This window comes from Pantoea sp. X-Soil-MYKO-1289 (genome assembly GCF_059730625.1).
Genome location: NZ_AP036005.1, coordinates 389,294 through 409,121, shown reverse-complemented (window position 1 = coordinate 409,121; position 19,828 = coordinate 389,294). Strand labels below are relative to the sequence as shown.

Genomic DNA, 19,828 nt, shown 5'->3' with positions numbered 1-19,828 from the left:
CAAATAACTGTTAAACTTACTGTTTGTGTTTAACAGGGGGAAATATGAAACTAGGCTTCGCGTGTAAATATCTGGATGCAGACGGCAAACAACATTTCCCGTTTAAGAGCACAACCCGTACCCGTTTTCTCAGATTGCCGCGCGATGAGCAGAGTGCGCTGATCGCCAGCCTTGCCCGCCTGAACCTGACGAATCTTGCCGGCCTGCTTGAAACGCTGGCAACCCAGCCGGAAACCCTGCGCATGATGCGTATCGGCAGCGATCTGCTGCCGCTCTTTACCGTGCCGGAAGCGATGCCGCTCTACCGGGAATTTCTGCCCGATCTCTATCCGCTGTTCGAGCGCTGCGGCGCGCTGGCGCGTCAGCACGGCATCCGCCTCTCTTTTCACCCCGGACAATATTCAGTGCTGGCGTCGGATAATCCCGACGTGGTGCAGCGGGCGATCGAAGATGTGGAGTACCATGCGCTCTGCGCCGTGCTGATGGGCTACGGCAAAAGGTTTCAGGATTTCAAAATCAACATTCATATGAACGGCAAAAAAGGCTTCGCGGGATTTCAGCAGGCCTTTGGCCAGCTCACGCCCGAAGCGCGCAATATGCTGACGGTGGAAAACGATGAGATCTCCTGTTCGCTGGATGAGGTGCTGCAGGCGAGGGCGCTCTGTCCCATCGTGCTGGATATCCACCACCACTGGGTGAAAGAGAACGCCTTTATTCAGCCGGATGATAGCCGCATCGCCCTGATTCAGGAGTCATGGCGCGGCGTTCGGCCGGTGCTGCACTATTCGATCTCGCAGGAAGGATTGATACCGGAACAGGGCTATCCCGATCAGCAGAGCCTGGGCGTGGCGAAAACGAAACTGCGCGCGCACTCGGACTACTATTTCAATTCGACGCTGAACGACTGGGCGCTGTCGTTCAGCGCCTTTGATATCATGTGCGAGGTGAAAATGAAGAATCTCGCCAGTCAGCGGCTTTATGACTACGCGCTGACCAGAGAGGTTATCGATCCCAGCCAAAATGGGCGGTAATGGCGCGCCGATAAGGGGTATCGATCTGCGCGGGCACCTGCAAAATATAGGCGCGCGCGTGATCTGCCTCTTCGCCTTCCAGCTGCTGCAGATAGTTTATCGCCTGCGGCAGCGTCGGAATTAAACCTTCAACGCTGCCCAACTTCGGCGGCAGTCCGGTCCAGATAACCGCATCCAGCTCGCGCGCGCGCGCCCACTCGGCAAGCACGCCGGGCGTCTGCGCGGTGACGGAAAAAATGCCGAGGCCGTCGATGCGTTCATCAGGGATCCCTTCGCGCTCGCGCAGCTGCAGGCAGGCCTGCCCTAAATCCTGCGTCGCCAGCCTGGCCCACAGCACCGGCACCGGCGGCGCGTTCATGCAGATCGCGGTCGCCAGCTCGCCGCCGTCGCTGGTGCGGGAGAACTCGATGGGAAATTGCGGGCCATCCTGCTGCCACGCGCCTTCAACGGGAAGATCGCCCGGTTTCCAGATCAGCGAGCCCCAACCTAAACAGGCAATATTCATCGAGTGCTCCTGAAAAGAAAACCGGAAAGGAAGGGTCAGTGCCTGCGTTTATCGCCCGGCATCGCATCGCCCTTAAAGTGATGCTCATTGTTGTTGCGATCGCGTAACGTCACGCGAGACTGGGTGGATTGCGTCGTGAGGTTCTGCTGCACCTCGTTCATGGCGCGAACGATAACCTGCTGCCGATCTTCATCAGCTTCTTCCGCCGCCATGCGCTGCAGGACGTCCATCAGCGCGCGGCTGGAGACCGCTTTATCAGACAGCAGCAGCTCCAGCGTCGCCTCGCCAATAACGATGTCGGTCAATCTTTCTTCATTACTTTTATACATAACATTTGCTCTGTGTCCCGCTGCACGCCCCGGAAACTGGGGCAGGATTGAGGTGCGGTTGACTACAGAAAGAACCAGCGCACCTGGCTGGTGCTGGCCGGAGCCAGCGAATGCCTGCTTACATCTTAAGGCCGTGCCGGAAAAACGGAAATCGTAATGACAGTCGGGAATTAGCGGCCCAACAGCAAGCCGATAAGACGCTGATAGTGTTTCTCTTCTTCGGCCGTTGAGGCAACTTCCAGTCGTCTTACCAGCTTAGTGCAAATACCTTTACGGTTGACGTTTTTGCCTGCGCGGAGAAGCTCAACAACGATCTGGCCCAGCGTTTCCTGTTGGGAAGGCAGGCTGGCTTCACGAAAATAACGTGCGATATCTTCAGATGAAGAGAGAAGGCTGCTGCTCTGACGCATAATTTTACCCCAAAATGAGTTAAACGATGATCAGTTAAAAAAACTGACAAGTTGTACATCTATAGAAAAGGTGTACAAGAATATGCTTGAAAAAGGCGTTAACTTTTTTGCAAAAAATGCTCTCAAATGAGTTTGTCTTTTGTTAACCCTTTGTATTGTGGCGAAAGCGAGGCCTGCGTCAAGTATTTTTAAGACTCTTTTACGGTTGTACAACTTCTGTTTACAGCAATGCCCTGCAGCGAATTCTCTGCAGGGCATCTGCCTTATACCTGCGCCATACCGCCATCGACAAAGAGTTCGGTGGCATTGATAAAGCTGGCCGCGTCGGAGGCGAGGAAGGCAACCACCTTGCCAATCTCTTCCGGTTCGCCCAGGCGACCTAACGGCACCTGCGCCGCCAGCGCGTCGAACAATCCCTGACGGTTCGCTTCATCCACCAGCCCTCCCAGGCCTGGCGTGCGAACCGGACCGGGGCTGACGACATTAACCCGGATAGCGCGCGCTTTGAGATCCAGCGCCCATGAGCGGGCGAAGTTGCGCACCGCCGCCTTGCTGGCGCTGTATACGCTGAATCCGGCGGTGCCCTGCACCGAGGTGGTAGAGGAGGTTAAAATGACCGATGCGCCGTCCACCAGCAGCGGCAGGGCTTTCTGCACGGTAAAGAGCACGCCGCGCACGTTGGTGGCGAAGATACGGTCGAAATGATCTTCCGTAATCGCGCCCAGCGGCAGCATGTCGCCCCCGCCCGCGTTGGCGAACAGAATATCCAGGTGTCCGACGCTGCGCGCTATCTCGGCGTAGACCGCATCAAGATCGCTAAGAAGCGAGGCGTCGGCGCGGATGCCAGTAGCGGCGGAGCCAATAAGCGCTACCGCTTCATCCAGCGCTTCCTGACGGCGCCCGGTAATAAAGACGCGCGCGCCCTGTGCGGCGAGCTGCTGCGCTGACGCCAGGCCGATGCCGCTGGTGCCGCCGGTTACCAGGGCGATTTTGCCGTTAAGTGCATGAGTCATGATCGTTTCCTCTTAAGCGTGTGGGTTAGGGTCGCTGCGACAGGTCACTGCAGCGCTGAGGAACAATCTATCCCTTCCGGCTTTGTTGAAAAATCCTGTAAAATGAAAAGCACTATTTCTGTGTGTGGATAATCACGAATCTCAGGAGATGACGATGGATCAGCTTATGGCGATTCGGGCATTCGCCCGCGTGGTGGAGGCGGGCAATTTTACCCGCGCGGCGGACTCGCTCGATATGCCGAACGCCACGCTCAGCAAGCTGGTGCAGGAGCTGGAGGCGCATCTCGGCATCCGTCTGCTGCAGCGCACCACGCGCCGCGTCACCGTAACGCCGGAAGGGCGGGAATATTATGAGAAAACGCTGCGCGTCCTGCACGATCTTGAGGATATCGACGCCTCTTTCAACGTGGCGCACAGCTCGCCGCGCGGCGTGTTGCGTATTGACGTCGGCGGCTCGAGCGCCAGCGAGGTGCTGATCCCGGCGCTGCCCGATTTTATGACGCGCTATCCCGATATTCGTATCGATCTCGGCGTCGCCGACCGCGCCGTCGATCTGATTAGCGACAATGTTGACTGCGTGATCCGCGGCGGCCCGCTAAATGACTCCTCGCTGATCGCGCGCCAGCTCGGCTTTGCGACCCTAATCACCTGCGCCACGCCCGCCTATCTCAAGCTCTATGGCGTACCGGCCTATCCTGAGGAACTCAAAAACGGCCATCGCCTGATCAGCTACCTTTCGCCGCAGAGCGGACGGGCCTTTCCCTTCCGCTTTGAGCGCGACGGGGAAAAAACGGAAATTAAGGCGGACTATCGCGTCGGGGTAAATGAAAGCAACGCGCATCTGGCGGCGGCGCTGGCGGGGCTGGGCATCGTACAGACCTTTACCTATGCCACCGCGGCGCATATTCGGGCGGGAAGGCTGGTGGAGATCCTCGCGCCGTGGCGGCCGGCACGCTATCCGTTTCATGTGGTATACCCGCAAAATCGCTACGTGACGCACCGACTGCGGGTCTTTATTAGCTGGCTGCAGGAAATCTTTCCCGCGCGGGTCGGACCCTGACGTCCTGCCACGGCAGGACATCAGGCAATATCAGGCGAGCTTGATTAAGATCATGCCCGCCAGCAGCAGACTTAGCCCCGCCCAGCCTCGGGCGTTGAGCCGCTGGCCAAACAGCACCCAGCCCGCCGCGACCGTCGCGGCAATACCGAAACCGCCCCACAGCGCGTAGGCGACCGACAGATCGATACCTTTCACCGCCTGAGAAAGCGCGCTGAACGCCAGCAGCACCGAAATTACCGAGGCGATGCCCAGCAGCGGTTTTTTAAAGCCGTCGGAATATTTGAGGAAAATATTGGCGGCGATTTCCAGCAGGATCGCCAGCGCCAGCCAGAGCAGATGCGTAATATCAGCTGATGACATGCTGCACCTCCTTTTTCTGCGTGGTACCGGTTTTAATCAGCATAATACCGGCGATGAGCACCGCCAGACCGGCGATTTTCATCGGCGACAGCGGCTCTCCAAACAGCTGTACGCTAAATATCGTAATTAATATGATGCCGATGCCTTCCCACAAAGCGTAGGCGACGCCGAGCGCAATTTTTTTGACGGCAAAACTCAGGAAAATATAGGAGCAGGCGATCATCACCAGCATGATTAAATAACCCGATCCGCTTTCGTCGACGCTTGACCACTTCATCGCCAGCGTACCAATAATTTCGCTGATAATAGCAAGTAATAATAAAACCCATGCCAACATGGCTAACTCCTGTCGCAATTATTGAATCGACCTGCACCGCACGGGCGCAAGTTTATTTTGGCAAACGGAAACGAGGAGAGGGCCTACAGGGCACTACGCCAGTGCTGATCGGCGATATTCCAGACGGGAAGAGAGCAGATAAAAAGAGAATGATTGATAAATGCTACGCGCATAATTTAAACAAGACATCCACGCTGTTGCTTCTCATCGGTGGACGGATTGTACTCCAGTAATAAACACAGCGCAGTTATAGCATCTGCCTCATGCCGCTTCAATAGCATTAATATCTAATATTGATTTATGACAAGGTTCATTGTGTTGCGCCAGCAGGCGGCGCCTGACCAGATACAGCTAAAATAAAACAGCGCCTGTTTGTAGTTACAACATACTTTAATGGCGATATACCACGCTCTGTAATCGTGCGGTTTTTTTTCAGGCAGCAAAAAAGTCAGGCTCTTTGTCGGCTGGAGGGGAACGAATCAGGCCACGCATGTTAATCTCGCGTGTTGCAGGCAGCCAGATAAAAAACGCCTCCGGCTGCCTGCTTGTTAGCGGGCTGGGTTTTCGCTAACCGCGAAATAGTCCCCCGCGTTACGCCTGCGGATCGCCGCGCCTGTTTTTAAGCCGTCGGGCTAAATAGGGCGCGGTCACACTCTTCTCTGCGCGGCTGACCGCTTCCGGCGTGCCGGCCGCCACGATATGACCGCCATTTTCTCCCGATCCCGGCCCAAGATCGATTATCCAGTCAGCCTCAGACGCAATTCTCATATCGTGTTCCGCCATCACCACGCTATCGCCCCGTTTCACCAGCTGATCCAGCACCCGCATCAGCTTATCCATGTCGGAGGGATGCAGGCCGGTCGAGGGTTCGTCGAGCAGATAGAGGGTTTTGCCGCGCTGCGCGCGCTGCAGCTCCCAGGCGAGCTTGATGCGCTGGCACTCACCGCCTGACAGCTCCGTCGCCGGCTGACCTAGCGTCAGGTAGCCCAGACCCAGCGCCTTGAGCGCGGTGAGAGAGCGCTGAATACTCTCATTGTCGCGAAAAAACTCGGCGGCTTCGTCTACCGTCAGCGCCAGCACGTCGGCGATCGTCTTGCCGTTCCAGCGCACTTCAAGCGTCTCGGCATTATAGCGACGGCCGCCGCAGGTGGAGCAGGGCGCGCTCGCCTGTGGCATAAACAGCAGCTCAATGGTGATAAGACCCTGTCCTTCGCAGGCCGGGCAGCGGCCGGCGGGCAGATTGAATGAAAAACGGCTGGCGTCAAAGCCGCGCCTCTTCGCCTCATCGGTCTCGGCAAACAGCCGCCTGACGATGTCGAAAAAGCCGGTGTAGGTCGCAAGATTGGAACGAGGCGTTCGGCCGATAGGGCGCTGATCGATACGTACCAGCCGCTTCAGTGACGCGCCGCCGGCAACCACGTTGCCCTGAACCGCCATGACGGCATCCTCCTCATCCTCGCCCTCATCGGCCGGCGTGTTATCCAGCCGCTGGAGCAATGCGGGCAGCACGCGGATCAGCAGCGTCGATTTTCCTGAGCCGGAAACGCCGGTAATCACCGTCATTCTGTCGAGCGGCAGCGAGAAATCGAGCGCACGTAAATTATTGCAGGTCACCTGTTCAAACTGCAGCCACTGCTCAGGCAACCTGCGCTGCCGCAGGCCGGCATAGCGATCGCCAGAGAGGTAGCCTGCCGTGGCTGACCGGCCGTTGCGCGCCAGGCCGGAGGGCGCGCCGTTATAGACGATTTCGCCGCCCAGTCGGCCCGGTCCTGGTCCAATCTCCGTCAGCCAGTCCGCTTCGGCGATAACGTCAAGATTGTGCTCGACGATCACCAGCGAGTTGCCTGCCGCCAGCAGCGCACGCAGCGAGCGGATCAGCGCGCGCACATCTTCCGGATGCAGACCGGCCGCCGGTTCGTCCAGCACATACATGACGCCGAAAAGCTGCGAGATCAGCTGCGTCGCCAGCCGGATGCGCTGTAGCTCGCCGGAGGAGAGTATCGTCGTCCTGCGGCCAAGGGAAAGATGGGCAAGACCGAGGTTTTCCAGCTGGTCCAGACGACTGCAAATATCCGTCGCCATACGTATCGTCGCTTCTCTTAGCGCCGTCTCTTCAGGAAGATATGCCGAAGCGCCTTCCGCCAGCGGGGAAAACAGCGCCTTGAGTTGAGCGATGGTCAGCTCGCCCATTTCAGCAATGTTGTAACCTGCGAAGGTCACGGAGAGCGCCTCCTGGTTAAGTCGTTTCCCTCGGCAGAGCGCGCAGGGCGCCACCGCGACAAAGCGGGAAAGACGTTTTTTGACGCTCTCTTTGCCTCCCGCATAGCTTTGCAGCACATATTTACTGGCGCTGGTATAGGTGCCGGTATAGGCGGGTTCAACCTCTGCCGCTATCGCCGCTTTGCGCTGTTCGGCGCTAAGCCCCATAAAGATGGGCACCGAAGGCTGTTCATCGGTCATCAGGATCCACTCTCTGTCCCGTTCAGAGAGCGTTTCCCAGGGCGCGTCGATATCGTAATCCAGCGCTTCCAGGATAGAGCGCAGGTTTTTCGCCTGCCAGCCATGCGGCCAGGCGGCGATAGCGCCTTCGCGGATGCTCAGGGAGGCGTCCGGCACCAGGGCTTCTCTCTTCACCTGATGCACCATGCCCATGCCCTGGCACGCCGGACAGGCGCCCTGCGGATTATTAGGCGAAAAGGATTCAGCGGCCAGAAAGGAGACGCCGTCAGGTCGCTTTCCGGCGCGGGAATAGAGCAGTCTGAGGGTGACGGAAACGCGCGTCAGGCTGCCGACGGTAGAGCGCTCCTGCGCGCCCGCGCGGCTCTGCTGTAGCGCAACCGCCGGGGGCAGGCCGTCAACGCTGTCGACGTCCGGCGCCGCCGCCTGATCTATCAGGCGGCGCGCATGGGGCGCGACCGACTCCATAAAGCGCCGCTGCGCTTCTGCATAGAGCGTGTCAAACGCCAGCGACGACTTGCCCGATCCCGAAACGCCGGTGAAAACCACCATGGCGTCTCGGGGAAAAGTGAAGGAGAGATCTTTAAGGTTATGCGTTCTCGCGCCCTGAACGCTCACACCGCTGTGGTTGCCGCTGTTTTGCTTTCCTTTAGACGTCATAACGCTCCCACAAAAAGAGTTTCCATAAAAAGTGTGGTTCTGCCGGCTTGCCGCCAGCCGGTAAGTCGTCAAAGGGTAGCAGGGATATGCGCTGACTGAGGCGCGGGAGGCAAAAAGCAGGGTGAAGGCTGCGGCGGCCTGGGCCGCCTGAGCCTGAAAGCGAAGGGCGTTTGATGACAGAGAACAGGCAGCATTTAAGGCCTGTATTGATTCGAACGGATTACAATATAAATCCCGCCGCCGCCGGCGCGTTGTCGCTGTCGTCGGGAATATTATAGAGCGTCGCTTTCGCCGCCAGCAGCGGCTGGTCGTCGCTGCCTGCCTTATGCGATTCCACATCAGTAATGTGATAGCCAACGGCGCCTGCTTCATGCGCTTTATGGGCAAACGCGGCGTTAAGCTCTTCCATAGAGGTTGCCCAGCTCACCGAAGTCACGGCGAAGGGCTGAACGGAAGCGATTTCACGCTGAGAGAGGCCCGTACGAATCAACACGGGATTCACGCTCTGCGGAGAGAAAATGGATAAAACATCCTGCACTAACTCTTTCATTAGCCGACTCCTTAAGGGATTAACGCACGGTTATCTTTATTTTCGGTCGTAACGAAAGTAATAAACGCCAGAATTTGTTGTGCGTTTTAGCTTTAATTGCTAACGAGATGTTATGGAAACAGCGGCTGATAACTTAACGAAGGTTTAGCGAAGATATTTTCATTTGATTACATTCTGGCTGTTTTTGACATGCCGGAACAAGAGAGGGAAACGCCTCCGCAACCTGTGGGGATGCGGAGGCGCAAACGCTATTACCAGCCTTTGATAATATCGCCCTTATAAATTTCGTTGGCTTTATCCAGCACTTCCTGTGAGCGGAACGCCTCTTTCAACTTCTGGATGTTCGGGCTGTCCTTATTATCTTCGCGCGCCACGATGGCATTCACGTACGGCGAAGCTTTGCCTTCCATAAACATGCCGTCGCGCGAGGCGGAGAGGTTCGCCAGCGCGGCGAAGTTATTATTGATAATTGAAACGTAAACCTGCGGATCGTCGAGCGTGCGCGCCAGCTGCGGCGTATCGACCTCGACAAACTTCAGTTTTTTCGGGTTGTCGGTCACGTCGAGCGTGGTCGGCAGCAGCCCCGCCTCTGGTTTCACCTTGATCAGACCCTGCGCCTGCAGCAGCAGCAGGCTGCGGCCCAGCGTGGTCGCTTCGTTAGAGATGGTAATAGTCGCGCCGTCCGGCAGGGCATCCAGCGATTTGATTTTGCGCGAATAGCCGGCGATCGGGAAGACGAAGGTATTGGTGATCACGGCGAAATGATAGCCGCGCTCTTTGGACTGCATCTCCAGATAGGGCAGGCTCTGGAAGGCGTTGGCGTCGACATCTTTATTGAACAGCGCTTCATTCGGCTGCACGTAGTCGTTGAACGCCACGACATCGACATCCAGATGATATTTGTCATGCGCCACCTGTTTAACGGTTTCCCACAACGTCTGGTCCGGGCCGGTATTAATGGCCACTTTGATTTTGCTGTCGTCATCTTTATTACAGGCGCTAAGCAGCGTAACCGACGCGGCCAGCAGAATAGAAAGCACTTTTTTGTTCATAAGCCAGATCCCTTTTATCGTAGGGAAAGGACTATAATCTACATCTAGACGTCTGTACATCCATAACGGCGCGACTGCTGTTTTTTTATCCGCTTCATTTGACATCGTTTTCTGCCGATGCACCGCTATTTTCACTCCAGCAGTGAAAGTGCTGCTGTCGCCAGCAGGTGTTTATCCTGGCACAGGCCGCCTATGCTGTTACCCAGCATCAGCAAACTTATTACTGCAAAAAGGAACAGAGATGAAAGCTATCGTTTACAGCCAGAATGGATTGCCGATCGCCGATCCGCAATCGCTCTACGACACCACGCTGCCCCAGCCCCAGCCGGGCGCGCACGATCTGCTGGTGAAAATCGCCGCGATCGCCGTCAACCCGGTCGACACCAAAGTGCGCAACAACGCGCCGACGCAGCAGCCGCGCATTGTCGGCTGGGACGCCGTCGGCACGGTAGAAGCGGTTGGCGAGAGCGTGACCCGGTTCAAGCCCGGCGACGAAGTCTTTTACGCCGGCGCCATCGATCGCCCCGGCTCCTACGCGGAATATGGCCTGGTGGATGAGCGCATCGCCGGTCACAAGCCTGCTTCGCTCAGCAACGCCGATGCCGCCGCGCTGCCGCTGACCTCGCTGACCGCCTGGGAGCTGCTGTTCGACCGTCTTGAGGTGAAAGAAGATGAGAAGGAAGCGCTGCTGATTATCGGCGCCGGCGGCGGGGTCGGTTCGATTCTGACGCAGCTGGCCAGCAAGCTGACCGGACTGCGCGTTATCGCCACCGCGTCGCGTCCTGAAACCGCCGAGTGGGTGCGTGAACTGGGCGCGCACGACGTTATCGATCATTCTCGTCCGCTGACGGAAGGGCTGCGCGAAATCGGCGTCGAGAACGTTCGCTATGTCGCCAGCCTGACCCACACCGATAAACACTATCAGCAGATCGTCGAGGTGCTGGCGCCGCAGGGCCGTCTGGCGGTCATTGACGATCCTGAGACCCTCGACGCGATGCCGCTGAAGCGTAAAGCGATCTCGCTGCACTGGGAGCTGATGTTTACCCGCTCGCTGTTCCAGACGCCGGATATGGCGCGCCAGAATGAGATTCTGGAAAACGTGCGCCGTCTGATCGACGACGGCACGCTGCGCACCACCAAAGGCGAGCATTACGGCGTCATCAACGCGGAAAACCTGCGTCGCGCCCATGCGCTTATCGAGAGCAACCGGGCGCGCGGTAAAATTGTACTCGAAGGCTTTTAATCCAGCCTGACAAGATAACCACGCAGTTTGCCTGCGACAAATTACCCGGCCAGATGGCCGGGTTTTTTATTTGCGGCGAACTGAATGCATTATTCTTTGACGCTCAGTTCAGATCACAGATGCGGTGAAGGCAGGCCATCTAACGGCGCTATTTTAATCAGCTCCGCCAGTCAATTATCGTGATTATCACCTTAGCTAATAATCTGGTTCGCCTGAGCCACCAGGAATTTTCTGCTGCCAGGCAGAGTTAGTAAGGATGATGAAAAGTTAATCTTTATCATCTTTGTTTAGCCTTTATTTAATGTAATTATAACTATAGTAATAATAAAAGCGGTGACTATCGTTACAGAAAGTGATTATTTCGTAACGGTGCTGTCTGCTTATTAAAAAATAGCGTTGTCGTCACTTTCAGATGATATTGAGCATTGTCTTTTACAGGGATATACCATGCGTTCTTCACAGGATCTGCCGCCCGGCTGGGTCAATTTGTCACGTCGGCGACGAGTGCTTTCCGGCGCGGTGATGACGGTTGTCGGCCTCGTCACCTCCGCGCTACCGCGCTTCGCCTTTTGCCGAATCCTCGATCGGTTTTATCTCTTTTTTGTAGCTCTCCCGCCCTCTGCTGAATCATCAACTGAACAACGGCGTGGGGCGGCGCATGCTGGCGCTGGCCTGGCTAATGCTACGCCGTAAACGCCGCAGCTAAGCGAATGCGATTTTGTCGCCCGCGGGATGGCGGGCGACGTTTTAACGGGAAAATACTATGACGCACTATTCACGCCGCCGCGTGCTTAAGCTGGCCGGACTGGTGGCGATCGCCAGCGCTGGCGGTCAGCTGCTGTCGCTGCCGCCCCTTAAGGCCGCACAGCCGCAGGCGCCGCTCGCGGGACTGGATGATTTCCTCCAGGTTTCGCGCCTGCTCACCCAGCAGGCCGATCTCAACGCCACCGTGGCGCATGCGCTGATGCTGGCGCTCGACCAGACGCAGAAAGGCTTCGCCAGCGGGCTGGCGAAGTTAAACCATCTGCTGCAAAGCCAGCCCGCGCTGCTGCAACAGGATCGCCTTGCGTTTGCCGAGGCGGATGCGCAGAGCGAAACGCTGGCGAAGGCGATCCTCGGCGGCTGGTACAACGGCGTGGTCGGCAAGGGCGAGCGTGCCCTCTATGTCACCTACGTCAATACGCTGGCCAGTCAGCTGGTGAGCGACAAGCTGGTGCCGCCAGGTTTTTCTTACGGTCCTGTAGGTAGCTGGGCGCAACGGCCCTGATGAAGAGAGTTGAGTCGTAAATGAATAAGAACTATTCCGCCGACGTGGTGGTGATTGGCGCGGGCGTCAACGGATCGCTGCTCGCCACGCGTCTGGCCAAAGCCGGCAAATCGGTGCTGCTGCTGGAGTCGGGCCCGAAAGTCGGCCGCGACCAGCTGGTCGAGCGCTTCCGCGCGTCCGCGTTTAAATCTGACTTTATGTCGCCTTATCCGTTCTCGCCGATGGCGCCGCAGCCGCGCTATACCCCGGAGCCGAACGACTATCTGCATCAGGCTGGCCCGCATCCGTTTGCGGCGCAGTATATCCGCATCTTCGGCGGCACGAGCTGGCACTGGGCAGCGCAGCTGTGGCGTTTTGTGCCGAATGATTTCCGCCAGCAGAGCCAGTACGGCGTCGGGAAAGACTGGCCGATCGGCTATGAGGACCTGGAGGATTACTACTATCAGGCCGAAGCGATTGCCGGCGTCGGCGGCTCGCCAGATAACGGCTCGCCGCGCAGCAAGCCTTACCCGATGGAGCGGGTTCCGGCATCCTGGCTGCAGCAGCGCGTCACCGCGCGCCTGGCGCCCGATTTTACCGTGCTGGACGACAGCACCGGCCGCAACAGCCGCAGCTTTGATGGCCGCCCGGCCTGCTGCGGCAATAACAACTGCATGCCGGTTTGCCCGATCGACGCTCAGTATCATGGCGGTATTGCGGCGCAGCAGGCGGAGAACAGCGGCGTGCAGGTGGTCACCGAAGCGGTGGTCTATCAGCTGGAGCATGATGCGCAGGGCCGGATTACGGCGGCGAATTACTATGACTGGAATAAAGTCAGCCATCGCGTGACCGCGCAAACCTTTGTGCTGGCGGCGAACGCAATTGAAACGCCGAAGCTGCTGCTGATGTCCACCAGCAGCACATTTCCGCAGGGGATTGCCAACGCGCGCGACAACGTCGGTCGCAACCTGTGCGACCACCCGGCGATCGGCGTCACCTTCGACGTTGACGAAGAGATCTGGCCGGGCCGTGGCCCGGTGAGTCCCTGCTCGATCGGGCAGTTCCGCGACGGCGATTTCCGCCGCGAACACGCGCCGTTCCGCATCGATATCTCTAACGCCTCGCAGGTCGCCTCCGTCACTAAAGAGGTGCTGGCGGAAGGCTATTTCGGTAAAAAGCTGCAGGAGGAGATCCGCTTCCGCGCCGCGCGTCGTCTGAGCATTAAAAACGCGCTGGAGCAGCTGCCGGATCCTGATAATCGCGTCACCCTGAGCGGAAACAGAGACGCGCTCGGCCTGCCTACGCCGTCGCTCTACTGGGATATCAACGACTACGTCGTGAAGGGCACCGAAAAAACGCGCGAATGCTATGACGCGATTGCGGCGCGCCTCGGCGCCACCAACGTTAAGCACAGCAAAAGCGGCAAATTCTCTAACCGCCAGCATATCACCGGCACGCTGTCGATGGGGCGGGATCCCGCCACCAGCGTCACCGACGCCTGGGGACGGGCGCACGACCATGAGAACCTGTTTATGGTTGGTACCGGCGTGATGCCCACCGTCGGCACCTGCAACGTGACGCTGACCGCTATGGCGCTGGCGTTGCGCACTGCGGACAAAATTCTGCAGGAGACGCTACATGGTTAAGCACTGGAAATCGCTGCTGGCGGCTGGCGCGCTGGCTGTCGCCTCCGCGCAGGCTCTCGCGGCGGATCAGCAGGCGCTGATCAAGCGCGGCGAATATCTGGCGATCGCCGGCGACTGCGGCGCCTGCCACACGGAAGCGGGCAAAGCGCCGTTCAGCGGCGGCCATGCCATCGCCAGCCCGCTCGGCACTATCTTCAGCACCAATATCACGCCGTCGAAAAGCGCCGGTATCGGCAACTACAGCGAAGCGCAGTTCGCGGCCGCGCTGCGTAAAGGCGTGCGCGGCGACGGCAGCCAGCTCTATCCGGCGATGCCCTATACCGCTTACGCTCGCCTGACCGACGAGGATGTGGCAGCGCTCTACGCCTACTTTATGCATGGCGTGCAGCCGGTCGACGTGAAACCGGAAGCGACCGCGCTGCCGTTTCCGTTTAACCTGCGCTTCAGCATGGCGGCGTGGAACCTGCTGTTTGCCGACAGCAACGTCTATCGACCGGACGCGACGCAGACGGCGCAGTGGAATCGCGGCGCTTATCTGGTGCAGGGATTAACCCACTGCAGCACCTGTCACACGCCGCGCAATCTGCTGATGGCGGAGCAGCAGGCGAAAAGTCTGCAGGGCGCGTCGCTTGGCACCTGGTACGCACCGGATATCACCGCCGCAACGCTGCAGGGCAATCCGCGCTGGACGCGCCAGATGCTGGCGGATTACCTCGCCACCGGCCATGCCGCTAACGGCGCCACGGCGGGCGGCCCGATGCTGGAGGCGATCGACAAAAGCTTCTCGCGCATGACGCCGGAAGATCGCCAGGCGATCGCCGCTTATCTGCTGCCGGTCGATGCTGAAGCGGCGCCAGCCGCAGTGAAAGGGCTGACGCCGGTAGCGGGTAACGATCTGCCGCAGACGCTGGCAGGGCTAAGCGAGGGCGAGCGGGTATATCGCGACAGCTGCGCCTCGTGCCACAACCTCTCGGGTCAGGGGCTGAACGGGCTGCCGGCGCTGCAGCATCATCCCGTGCTGAATAAACCCACGGCGGATAACGTGGCCATGGCGGTGCTGCAGGGCGTCTGGCCGGAAAAAGGCCAGAGCATGATCGGCTTTGCCGGTTCGCTGAGCGATAGCCAGATTGCCGCCGTCACTAACTATGTGATGCAGGATATGGGGCAGAGTGCGGTGCGCATCACGCCTGAGCGCGTCAACGCGCTGCGCGCCGGCGGAGAACCCTCGCCGCTGATGCTGTTGTCTCGCGTCGGCATGGCGCTCGCTGCCGTTGCGGCGCTTCTGGCGCTGCTGTGGCTACGTAAAAAACGCGCCGTCAGGCGTTAATGCATACGCCTCCGTCTCGTTACCAGGACGGAGGCTCTCCCGTCTGCCTGCTTCCTGCTGGCCCGATTGCGCACCCGCGCTGCTGACGACCGCCGCGCCGCCAGCGTGATGCCCAGGCGCCGTTGCCGCGTCCTTAACCACTATTTAGCAAATAAGCCATGCCTGCGCTCCCAAAGCGCAATATTTGAGAATAACTCTCATTGCTACCCGTGCTGCTGAGCCCGTAGGTTGAGGCAACAGGTCAGACTGCGGAACAGGCCGGATGTGGACAGTACCAGTTATTTATTGGGTGTTTCACCGCCGGCAAAAGCGTCGCAGTTAACATCAGGCGTAAAACGCGGCTTTGACCGCTGGCGAACGCATCAAATAATAAGGAATGTATGGGAGCTTACTGCAGGCACTGCCGCGCGCTTTTAAGTCGGGACGAATATTTCTGGTTTTACGACAGCTGTCTCCGCTGTGAAAAATGCGCGCAGATCCGTGCCGAAGAGCGGGAGATTTTTATCAAATCGCCGCTGTACGTCTGGAGTGAAATACGCTTTCAGACGCGTCGATTCAAACACCGGCTGGCGGCCTATTTGAAAAAGCAGAATCTTGTCTGAACGGGATTGTCTGTTTTAACGCTTATCAGGCGGGAGAGATCTCATTGCGATCGGTTATTTCTTCACAACGGCTGGTTTATCGGCCGCTAAAACCAGAGGACTGGCCTTTTTTCCTGGCGCTACACCAGGACAGAAACCTGATGGCGTATATAGCCGATCCCCGGGATGAAGAAGCAATAAGATCCGCCTCCTTTGCAACGCGCTTATTACCCTGGCGCAAAGGCGAGGCGCACTGGTTATGTCTGGTTATTGAGCAAAAAAGTTGCCGGACGCCGGTGGGCGTTACCGGCTTTATCGAGCGCAGTCCGGACGTGGCGGAGGTCGGGTTTATTTTAGCGGCGGAGCATCAGCGTAAAGGCTATGGCGCGGAGTCGCTGAACGCGATCATTCGTTATGCGTTCGATTCGCAGGGTTACAGAAAACTCACCGCTACAGCGACGGCGGGAAATATCGCTTCAAAGCGCCTGCTGCTTAAATGTGGATTCAAACAGGAACAGACAATCCGGCAGAATTATTATTTAAACGGCGAGTGGCGGGACGACTGGGTGTTCGGGCTGCTGGCTGACGACAATCACGGCTAAACCTCACGGCGGCAGCGCGCCGCTTATCGTCGCCGGTCAGGCGTAGATCCTGACGCTTTCTTTATCATTTCTCTCCGTGCCGCTGGCTCCAGGCGCGCTCCGGGCGCGCAACGCTTGCAAGAACTCACTGTGCGCTCCTGCCACACCCGTGAAAAAGATTTAAGTTTCTCTCCTTTGTTCCGATAACCATTCCGCCACTCTGTGGGTAGAGGATGCGTTTTCAAATATATCCATCACCTGAGTGCGCGGCGGGGCGAGACCGTCCCGTTTTTTAATTTAACAAGGAGCAGTAAATGAAAAACCGCAATGCCGTTATGGCGGCTGTCGTCGCATCATGTCTCGTTCTCTCAGGTTGCAGCGCAATGGGAACGGCCATCAAGAAACGTAATCTCGAAGTCAAAACGCAGATGAGCCAGACAGTATGGCTTGAGCCGTCAAATGAAAAAACGGTTTATCTGCAGGTGCGTAATACGTCAGATAAAGATATGAGCGATCTGCAGACATTGCTGGCGCAGGATCTGCGCGCGAAAGGCTATACCGTGACCTCGTCGCCTGACACAGCCTATTACTGGATTCAGGCCAACGTGCTGAAGGCGGAAAAAATGGATCTGCGTCAGTCGCAGGGGTTCCTGTCGACCGGATATGAGGGCGCGGCCACCGGCGCGGCGCTGGGTGCCGGCATTACCGCCTATAACAGCAACTCAGGCGGCGCTATTCTGGGCATTGGCCTCGCGGCCGGACTGGCGGGCATGGCGGCAGATGCGCTGGTTGAGGACGTAAACTTTACCATGGTGACCGATCTGCAAATCTCCGAGCGCAGCAAATCCACCGTCACGACCGATAATATCGGCGCGCTGCGTCAGGGTAATGCCGGCATTAAGCTGCAGACCAGCAGCGAAGAGGGCAACCGCATGAAATACCAGACGCGCGTGGTCTCGAATGCCAATAAGGTCAACCTGAAATTCGAAGAGGCTAAACCGGTGCTGGAAGCCCAGCTGGCGAAATCAGTCGCCGGTATTATGTAATTTTCTTCGCTTCAGTCACGCCTTAGCGCAATCAGGCGTGGCTGAGCATCCGGTTACCGCTTGATGCCAGACGTTCCTGCTTTATTCATTCCCTCTTTTTTCAGCTTCACCCTTTTACCTGCCTCGACGACAGAGTGCATAACGAAGCGACCGGGCGCTTTCGTGCTACGCTTCAACTCCTGAGCAAGCGTAACACCATCCAGTTAACCCCCTTTTCGCGCTGAACTAGCGCCTGTAACCCAGGGAAGATCCATGTTTCATCTGATTTTCAGTTTACCGAGCTGGTATGTCATTGTGCGTTTCCTTATCCCGTTAGCGATGCCGCTAGCGTTGAAAATCGTTTTATCCGCGCTGGTTCTGCTGGCCTCGCAATATCTGCTGATCAGCCGCTTTACCGCGGGCGGCATCTTTTCACCAGAGATGCCGCGAGCGCTGATCATCCTGTGCAACTGGGCGTTCGGCGCCGTGCTGTTTCTTGCGCTGCTGCAGATGCTGATTGACGCAGTGGCGTTAATGTCGCTTCTGTTCAGGCATCCGCTGGAGATTATGCCGATGGTGCGTTATCTGGCGGCGCTGCTGGCGATGGCGCTGGCGGCCGTTGGCGTACAGCAGGCGATACGCGTGCCGCCGGTGAAAGAGGTCACTATCAGAATCGCTCATCTGCCGCGCGAGTTTGAAGGCTATCAGCTACTTCAGCTGACGGATCTGCATATCACCAGACTCTTTAATGCCGCCTGGGCCACGCAGATGGTCAATAAGGCAATGGCGCTTAATGCCGACCTGATCGTTATAACGGGCGATGTGATTGATGGTACCGTGCAGAACCGCAGGCAGGATGTGGCGCCGCTCGCCAGCCTGCACGCGCCGGACGGCGTTTACGCCATTACCGGCAATCACGAATACTTTTTCGAACAGCAGCGCTGGACCGCGCACCTCGCTTCGCTGGGCCTGCCGACCCTGCACAACAGCCACATTATTATTAAACGCGGCGCGGCGGAGCTGGTTATTGCCGGCCTGCCGGACATCTCCGCATCACGCAGAAATGCGGACGGCCCCGATCTGGCGATGGCATTAAAAGGCGCGCCGAAAAACGCCCCGGTAATTTTGCTCGACCACCAGCCGCGCAACGCGCGCCAGAACGCGCAGCAACAGGTCGATTTACAGCTGTCGGGCCATACGCATGGCGGACTGATCGCCGGCTTTGACCGGTTGTTTGCCAAACCCAACGGCGGCTTTGTTTCCGGGCTTTATCAGGTCGATGGCATGCAGCTTTACGTTAACAACGGCACCGCCCTCTGGCCTGGCATGGCGATCAGGTTAGGGCGGCCGTCAGAACTGACGCGCATAACGCTGCGGGGAAGAGAGTAGCGCGGTTACACGCGGGCGCTCTCCTGAGCGGGCGGGCGTGCAGAGCCCGCCTCGCGCAAAAAAAATCGCGTTAAGGCGTCCGCGACGGCATCGGGTTTCTCCTCAGGCAGGAAATGCCCGCACCCCTTAATCGTTTCTCCGACGACGTCAGCGGCAAAGGCGCGCAGAAGGGCAGCCATATCCGGGATCGAACCCTGATCGGCGCTTAAACCCAGCACCGGCATGGTGAGTTCGCCCTTTTGCGCGAACGCCCGGTTCTGCTCAGCGGATAGCGCCGCCGAGCGGTAAAAGGCCAGTCCTGCGCGCATGCCGCCGGGCGCGCCATAAATCCGCAGATACTCGGCGATCTCCTCTTCGCCATAGCAGGCCGGACTGGCCGTCTTCGTCCAGAAAAACCACTCCAGATAGGCGCGTTCACGCCCCTCAAGCAGGATTTCAGGAAGATCGGGCACGGCGTGAAAAGCGAAGTGCCAGGTTTTCCAGGCATCAGGGGAGGCGGCCGGCAGCCTGTCCGGCAGCGTCACGCCAGGGATGCCGGCATCCATTAGCGCCAGCGCCTCCACCTCCTGCGCGAACAGATGCGCATAGGGAAAGGCGACCCATGCGCCGACGTCATGGGCGGCGAGGCGATATCGCCTGACGCCCAGATGAGCCAGAAGATCGTGGGTGCGGCGAGCGACGGTCTGCGTGTCATAGCCATCGAGCGGGCGATCGCTGTCGCCCTGACCGGGCAAGTCGAGCGCGATAATATGGAAACGGCGACCCAGCTGCGGCATCACGTGACGCCAGGCGTACCAGCTCTCTGGAAACCCCGCCATCAGCACCACGGTCGGCTCGCCTGACGCGCCGCCTTCGACGTAGTGAAAGCGTAAGCCGTTGACGGTGGCGAATTTGTGGCTGAAACCCTCAGGCGCGGTCGGCATTGAACCATGGATCATGACGTTGTTCCTTGTAGGCAATGAAAGTGGGGTAGCGCTGCGGGTTGAACACGGCGGCATGCATGCCTCAGGCACGCTGCTGAGTGAA

General features: G+C 58.2%; 19 protein-coding genes. 9 read left to right on the top strand and 10 right to left on the bottom strand.

The genetic code is table 11. The features are described from left to right. Positions 1 to 44 precede the first annotated feature (44 nt). The gene (locus AC6I7Z_RS21255) at positions 45 to 1,031 is read left to right on the top strand and encodes an apurinic/apyrimidinic endonuclease family protein (protein WP_497815778.1); all 987 of its coding nucleotides are present in this window, start codon (positions 45 to 47) and stop codon (positions 1,029 to 1,031) included. On the opposite strand, the gene AC6I7Z_RS21250 is transcribed toward AC6I7Z_RS21255, so the two are convergent. From AC6I7Z_RS21250 to AC6I7Z_RS21235, 4 genes are all read right to left on the bottom strand, one after another. Next, positions 1,003 to 1,536, bottom strand: coding sequence for a hypothetical protein (locus AC6I7Z_RS21250; protein ID WP_497815777.1), 534 nt, complete (start codon positions 1,534 to 1,536; stop codon positions 1,003 to 1,005). The two genes, AC6I7Z_RS21255 and AC6I7Z_RS21250, sit on opposite strands and share 29 nt — an antisense overlap. 35 nt (positions 1,537 to 1,571) lie before the next feature. Continuing rightward, positions 1,572 to 1,865, bottom strand: a complete 294-nt coding sequence (locus AC6I7Z_RS21245) for a hypothetical protein (protein ID WP_497815776.1) — start codon at positions 1,863 to 1,865, stop codon at positions 1,572 to 1,574. 170 nt (positions 1,866 to 2,035) lie between these two features. Beyond that, positions 2,036 to 2,275: a regulatory protein YcgZ gene (ycgZ, locus tag AC6I7Z_RS21240; protein ID WP_033791039.1), complete on the bottom strand. Its 240-nt coding sequence runs from the start codon at positions 2,273 to 2,275 to the stop codon at positions 2,036 to 2,038. Between the two features lie 263 nt (positions 2,276 to 2,538). Continuing rightward, positions 2,539 to 3,288, bottom strand: a complete 750-nt coding sequence (locus AC6I7Z_RS21235) for an SDR family oxidoreductase (protein WP_497815775.1) — start codon at positions 3,286 to 3,288, stop codon at positions 2,539 to 2,541. A 154-nt stretch (positions 3,289 to 3,442) separates the two neighbouring features. Here AC6I7Z_RS21235 and AC6I7Z_RS21230 point away from each other — a divergent pair, with 154 nt between their 5' ends. Further along, complete coding sequence (locus AC6I7Z_RS21230) at positions 3,443 to 4,348, top strand: LysR family transcriptional regulator (RefSeq protein ID WP_497815774.1); 906 nt, start codon at positions 3,443 to 3,445, stop codon at positions 4,346 to 4,348. A gap of 30 nt (positions 4,349 to 4,378) precedes the next feature. Here the strand turns inward: AC6I7Z_RS21230 and mdtI are convergent, their stop codons facing one another. The 5 genes from mdtI to AC6I7Z_RS21205 form a co-directional block, all read right to left on the bottom strand. Next, entirely contained in the window at positions 4,379 to 4,708 is a 330-nt protein-coding gene (mdtI, locus tag AC6I7Z_RS21225; protein ID WP_497815773.1) for a multidrug/spermidine efflux SMR transporter subunit MdtI, read from the bottom strand. Then, positions 4,695 to 5,045, bottom strand: coding sequence for a multidrug/spermidine efflux SMR transporter subunit MdtJ (mdtJ, locus tag AC6I7Z_RS21220; RefSeq protein WP_497815772.1), 351 nt, complete (start codon positions 5,043 to 5,045; stop codon positions 4,695 to 4,697). The genes mdtI and mdtJ overlap by 14 nt, the downstream gene beginning before the upstream one ends. Positions 5,046 to 5,636: 591 nt before the next feature. Continuing rightward, positions 5,637 to 8,162 (bottom strand): excinuclease ABC subunit UvrA, encoded by a 2,526-nt coding sequence (locus AC6I7Z_RS21215; RefSeq protein ID WP_497815771.1) that lies wholly within the window; start codon positions 8,160 to 8,162, stop codon positions 5,637 to 5,639. A 220-nt stretch (positions 8,163 to 8,382) separates the two neighbouring features. Continuing rightward, positions 8,383 to 8,712: a YdgH/BhsA/McbA family protein gene (locus tag AC6I7Z_RS21210; protein ID WP_497815770.1), complete on the bottom strand. Its 330-nt coding sequence runs from the start codon at positions 8,710 to 8,712 to the stop codon at positions 8,383 to 8,385. A gap of 251 nt (positions 8,713 to 8,963) precedes the next feature. Further along, positions 8,964 to 9,764 carry a MetQ/NlpA family ABC transporter substrate-binding protein gene (locus AC6I7Z_RS21205; RefSeq protein WP_497815769.1) on the bottom strand — a complete coding sequence of 267 codons (801 nt, stop codon included), beginning with the start codon at positions 9,762 to 9,764 and terminating at the stop codon, positions 8,964 to 8,966. A 241-nt stretch (positions 9,765 to 10,005) separates the two neighbouring features. Here AC6I7Z_RS21205 and AC6I7Z_RS21200 point away from each other — a divergent pair, with 241 nt between their 5' ends. The 7 genes from AC6I7Z_RS21200 to AC6I7Z_RS21170 all read left to right on the top strand — a co-directional run bounded on the left by AC6I7Z_RS21200 (position 10,006) and on the right by AC6I7Z_RS21170 (position 18,802). Further along, on the top strand, positions 10,006 to 11,007 hold the full coding sequence (locus tag AC6I7Z_RS21200; protein WP_497815768.1) for a zinc-binding alcohol dehydrogenase family protein: 1,002 nt from the start codon (positions 10,006 to 10,008) through the stop codon (positions 11,005 to 11,007). A gap of 763 nt (positions 11,008 to 11,770) precedes the next feature. Next, positions 11,771 to 12,274, top strand: coding sequence for a sugar dehydrogenase complex small subunit (locus AC6I7Z_RS21195; protein WP_497815767.1), 504 nt, complete (start codon positions 11,771 to 11,773; stop codon positions 12,272 to 12,274). A gap of 20 nt (positions 12,275 to 12,294) precedes the next feature. After that, complete coding sequence (locus AC6I7Z_RS21190) at positions 12,295 to 13,899, top strand: GMC family oxidoreductase (protein ID WP_497815766.1); 1,605 nt, start codon at positions 12,295 to 12,297, stop codon at positions 13,897 to 13,899. After that, positions 13,892 to 15,226: a cytochrome c gene (locus AC6I7Z_RS21185; protein WP_497815765.1), complete on the top strand. Its 1,335-nt coding sequence runs from the start codon at positions 13,892 to 13,894 to the stop codon at positions 15,224 to 15,226. The genes AC6I7Z_RS21190 and AC6I7Z_RS21185 overlap by 8 nt, the downstream gene beginning before the upstream one ends. 646 nt (positions 15,227 to 15,872) lie before the next feature. Next, positions 15,873 to 16,409 (top strand): GNAT family N-acetyltransferase, encoded by a 537-nt coding sequence (locus tag AC6I7Z_RS21180; protein WP_497815764.1) that lies wholly within the window; start codon positions 15,873 to 15,875, stop codon positions 16,407 to 16,409. Between the two features lie 293 nt (positions 16,410 to 16,702). Further along, a complete protein-coding gene (gene traT, locus AC6I7Z_RS21175; RefSeq protein WP_497815763.1) occupies positions 16,703 to 17,434 on the top strand; it encodes a complement resistance protein TraT in 732 nt (243 codons plus the stop codon). Between the two features lie 252 nt (positions 17,435 to 17,686). Beyond that, on the top strand, positions 17,687 to 18,802 hold the full coding sequence (locus AC6I7Z_RS21170; RefSeq protein WP_497815762.1) for a metallophosphoesterase: 1,116 nt from the start codon (positions 17,687 to 17,689) through the stop codon (positions 18,800 to 18,802). A 5-nt stretch (positions 18,803 to 18,807) separates the two neighbouring features. Here the strand turns inward: AC6I7Z_RS21170 and AC6I7Z_RS21165 are convergent, their stop codons facing one another. Beyond that, on the bottom strand, positions 18,808 to 19,740 hold the full coding sequence (locus tag AC6I7Z_RS21165; RefSeq protein WP_497815761.1) for an alpha/beta fold hydrolase: 933 nt from the start codon (positions 19,738 to 19,740) through the stop codon (positions 18,808 to 18,810). Between the last annotated feature and the right edge of the window lie 88 nt (positions 19,741 to 19,828).

Coding starts and splice junctions, on each gene's coding strand:
- AC6I7Z_RS21255 (WP_497815778.1), top strand. CDS start 45: ATGAAACTAGGCTTCGCGTGTAAATATCTGGATGCAGACGGCAAACAA.
- AC6I7Z_RS21250 (WP_497815777.1), bottom strand. CDS start 1,536: ATGAATATTGCCTGTTTAGGTTGGGGCTCGCTGATCTGGAAACCGGGC.
- AC6I7Z_RS21245 (WP_497815776.1), bottom strand. CDS start 1,865: ATGTATAAAAGTAATGAAGAAAGATTGACCGACATCGTTATTGGCGAG.
- ycgZ (WP_033791039.1), bottom strand. CDS start 2,275: ATGCGTCAGAGCAGCAGCCTTCTCTCTTCATCTGAAGATATCGCACGT.
- AC6I7Z_RS21235 (WP_497815775.1), bottom strand. CDS start 3,288: ATGACTCATGCACTTAACGGCAAAATCGCCCTGGTAACCGGCGGCACC.
- AC6I7Z_RS21230 (WP_497815774.1), top strand. CDS start 3,443: ATGGATCAGCTTATGGCGATTCGGGCATTCGCCCGCGTGGTGGAGGCG.
- mdtI (WP_497815773.1), bottom strand. CDS start 4,708: ATGTCATCAGCTGATATTACGCATCTGCTCTGGCTGGCGCTGGCGATC.
- mdtJ (WP_497815772.1), bottom strand. CDS start 5,045: ATGTTGGCATGGGTTTTATTATTACTTGCTATTATCAGCGAAATTATT.
- AC6I7Z_RS21215 (WP_497815771.1), bottom strand. CDS start 8,162: ATGACGTCTAAAGGAAAGCAAAACAGCGGCAACCACAGCGGTGTGAGC.
- AC6I7Z_RS21210 (WP_497815770.1), bottom strand. CDS start 8,712: ATGAAAGAGTTAGTGCAGGATGTTTTATCCATTTTCTCTCCGCAGAGC.
- AC6I7Z_RS21205 (WP_497815769.1), bottom strand. CDS start 9,764: ATGAACAAAAAAGTGCTTTCTATTCTGCTGGCCGCGTCGGTTACGCTG.
- AC6I7Z_RS21200 (WP_497815768.1), top strand. CDS start 10,006: ATGAAAGCTATCGTTTACAGCCAGAATGGATTGCCGATCGCCGATCCG.
- AC6I7Z_RS21195 (WP_497815767.1), top strand. CDS start 11,771: ATGACGCACTATTCACGCCGCCGCGTGCTTAAGCTGGCCGGACTGGTG.
- AC6I7Z_RS21190 (WP_497815766.1), top strand. CDS start 12,295: ATGAATAAGAACTATTCCGCCGACGTGGTGGTGATTGGCGCGGGCGTC.
- AC6I7Z_RS21185 (WP_497815765.1), top strand. CDS start 13,892: ATGGTTAAGCACTGGAAATCGCTGCTGGCGGCTGGCGCGCTGGCTGTC.
- traT (WP_497815763.1), top strand. CDS start 16,703: ATGAAAAACCGCAATGCCGTTATGGCGGCTGTCGTCGCATCATGTCTC.
- AC6I7Z_RS21170 (WP_497815762.1), top strand. CDS start 17,687: ATGTTTCATCTGATTTTCAGTTTACCGAGCTGGTATGTCATTGTGCGT.
- AC6I7Z_RS21165 (WP_497815761.1), bottom strand. CDS start 19,740: ATGATCCATGGTTCAATGCCGACCGCGCCTGAGGGTTTCAGCCACAAA.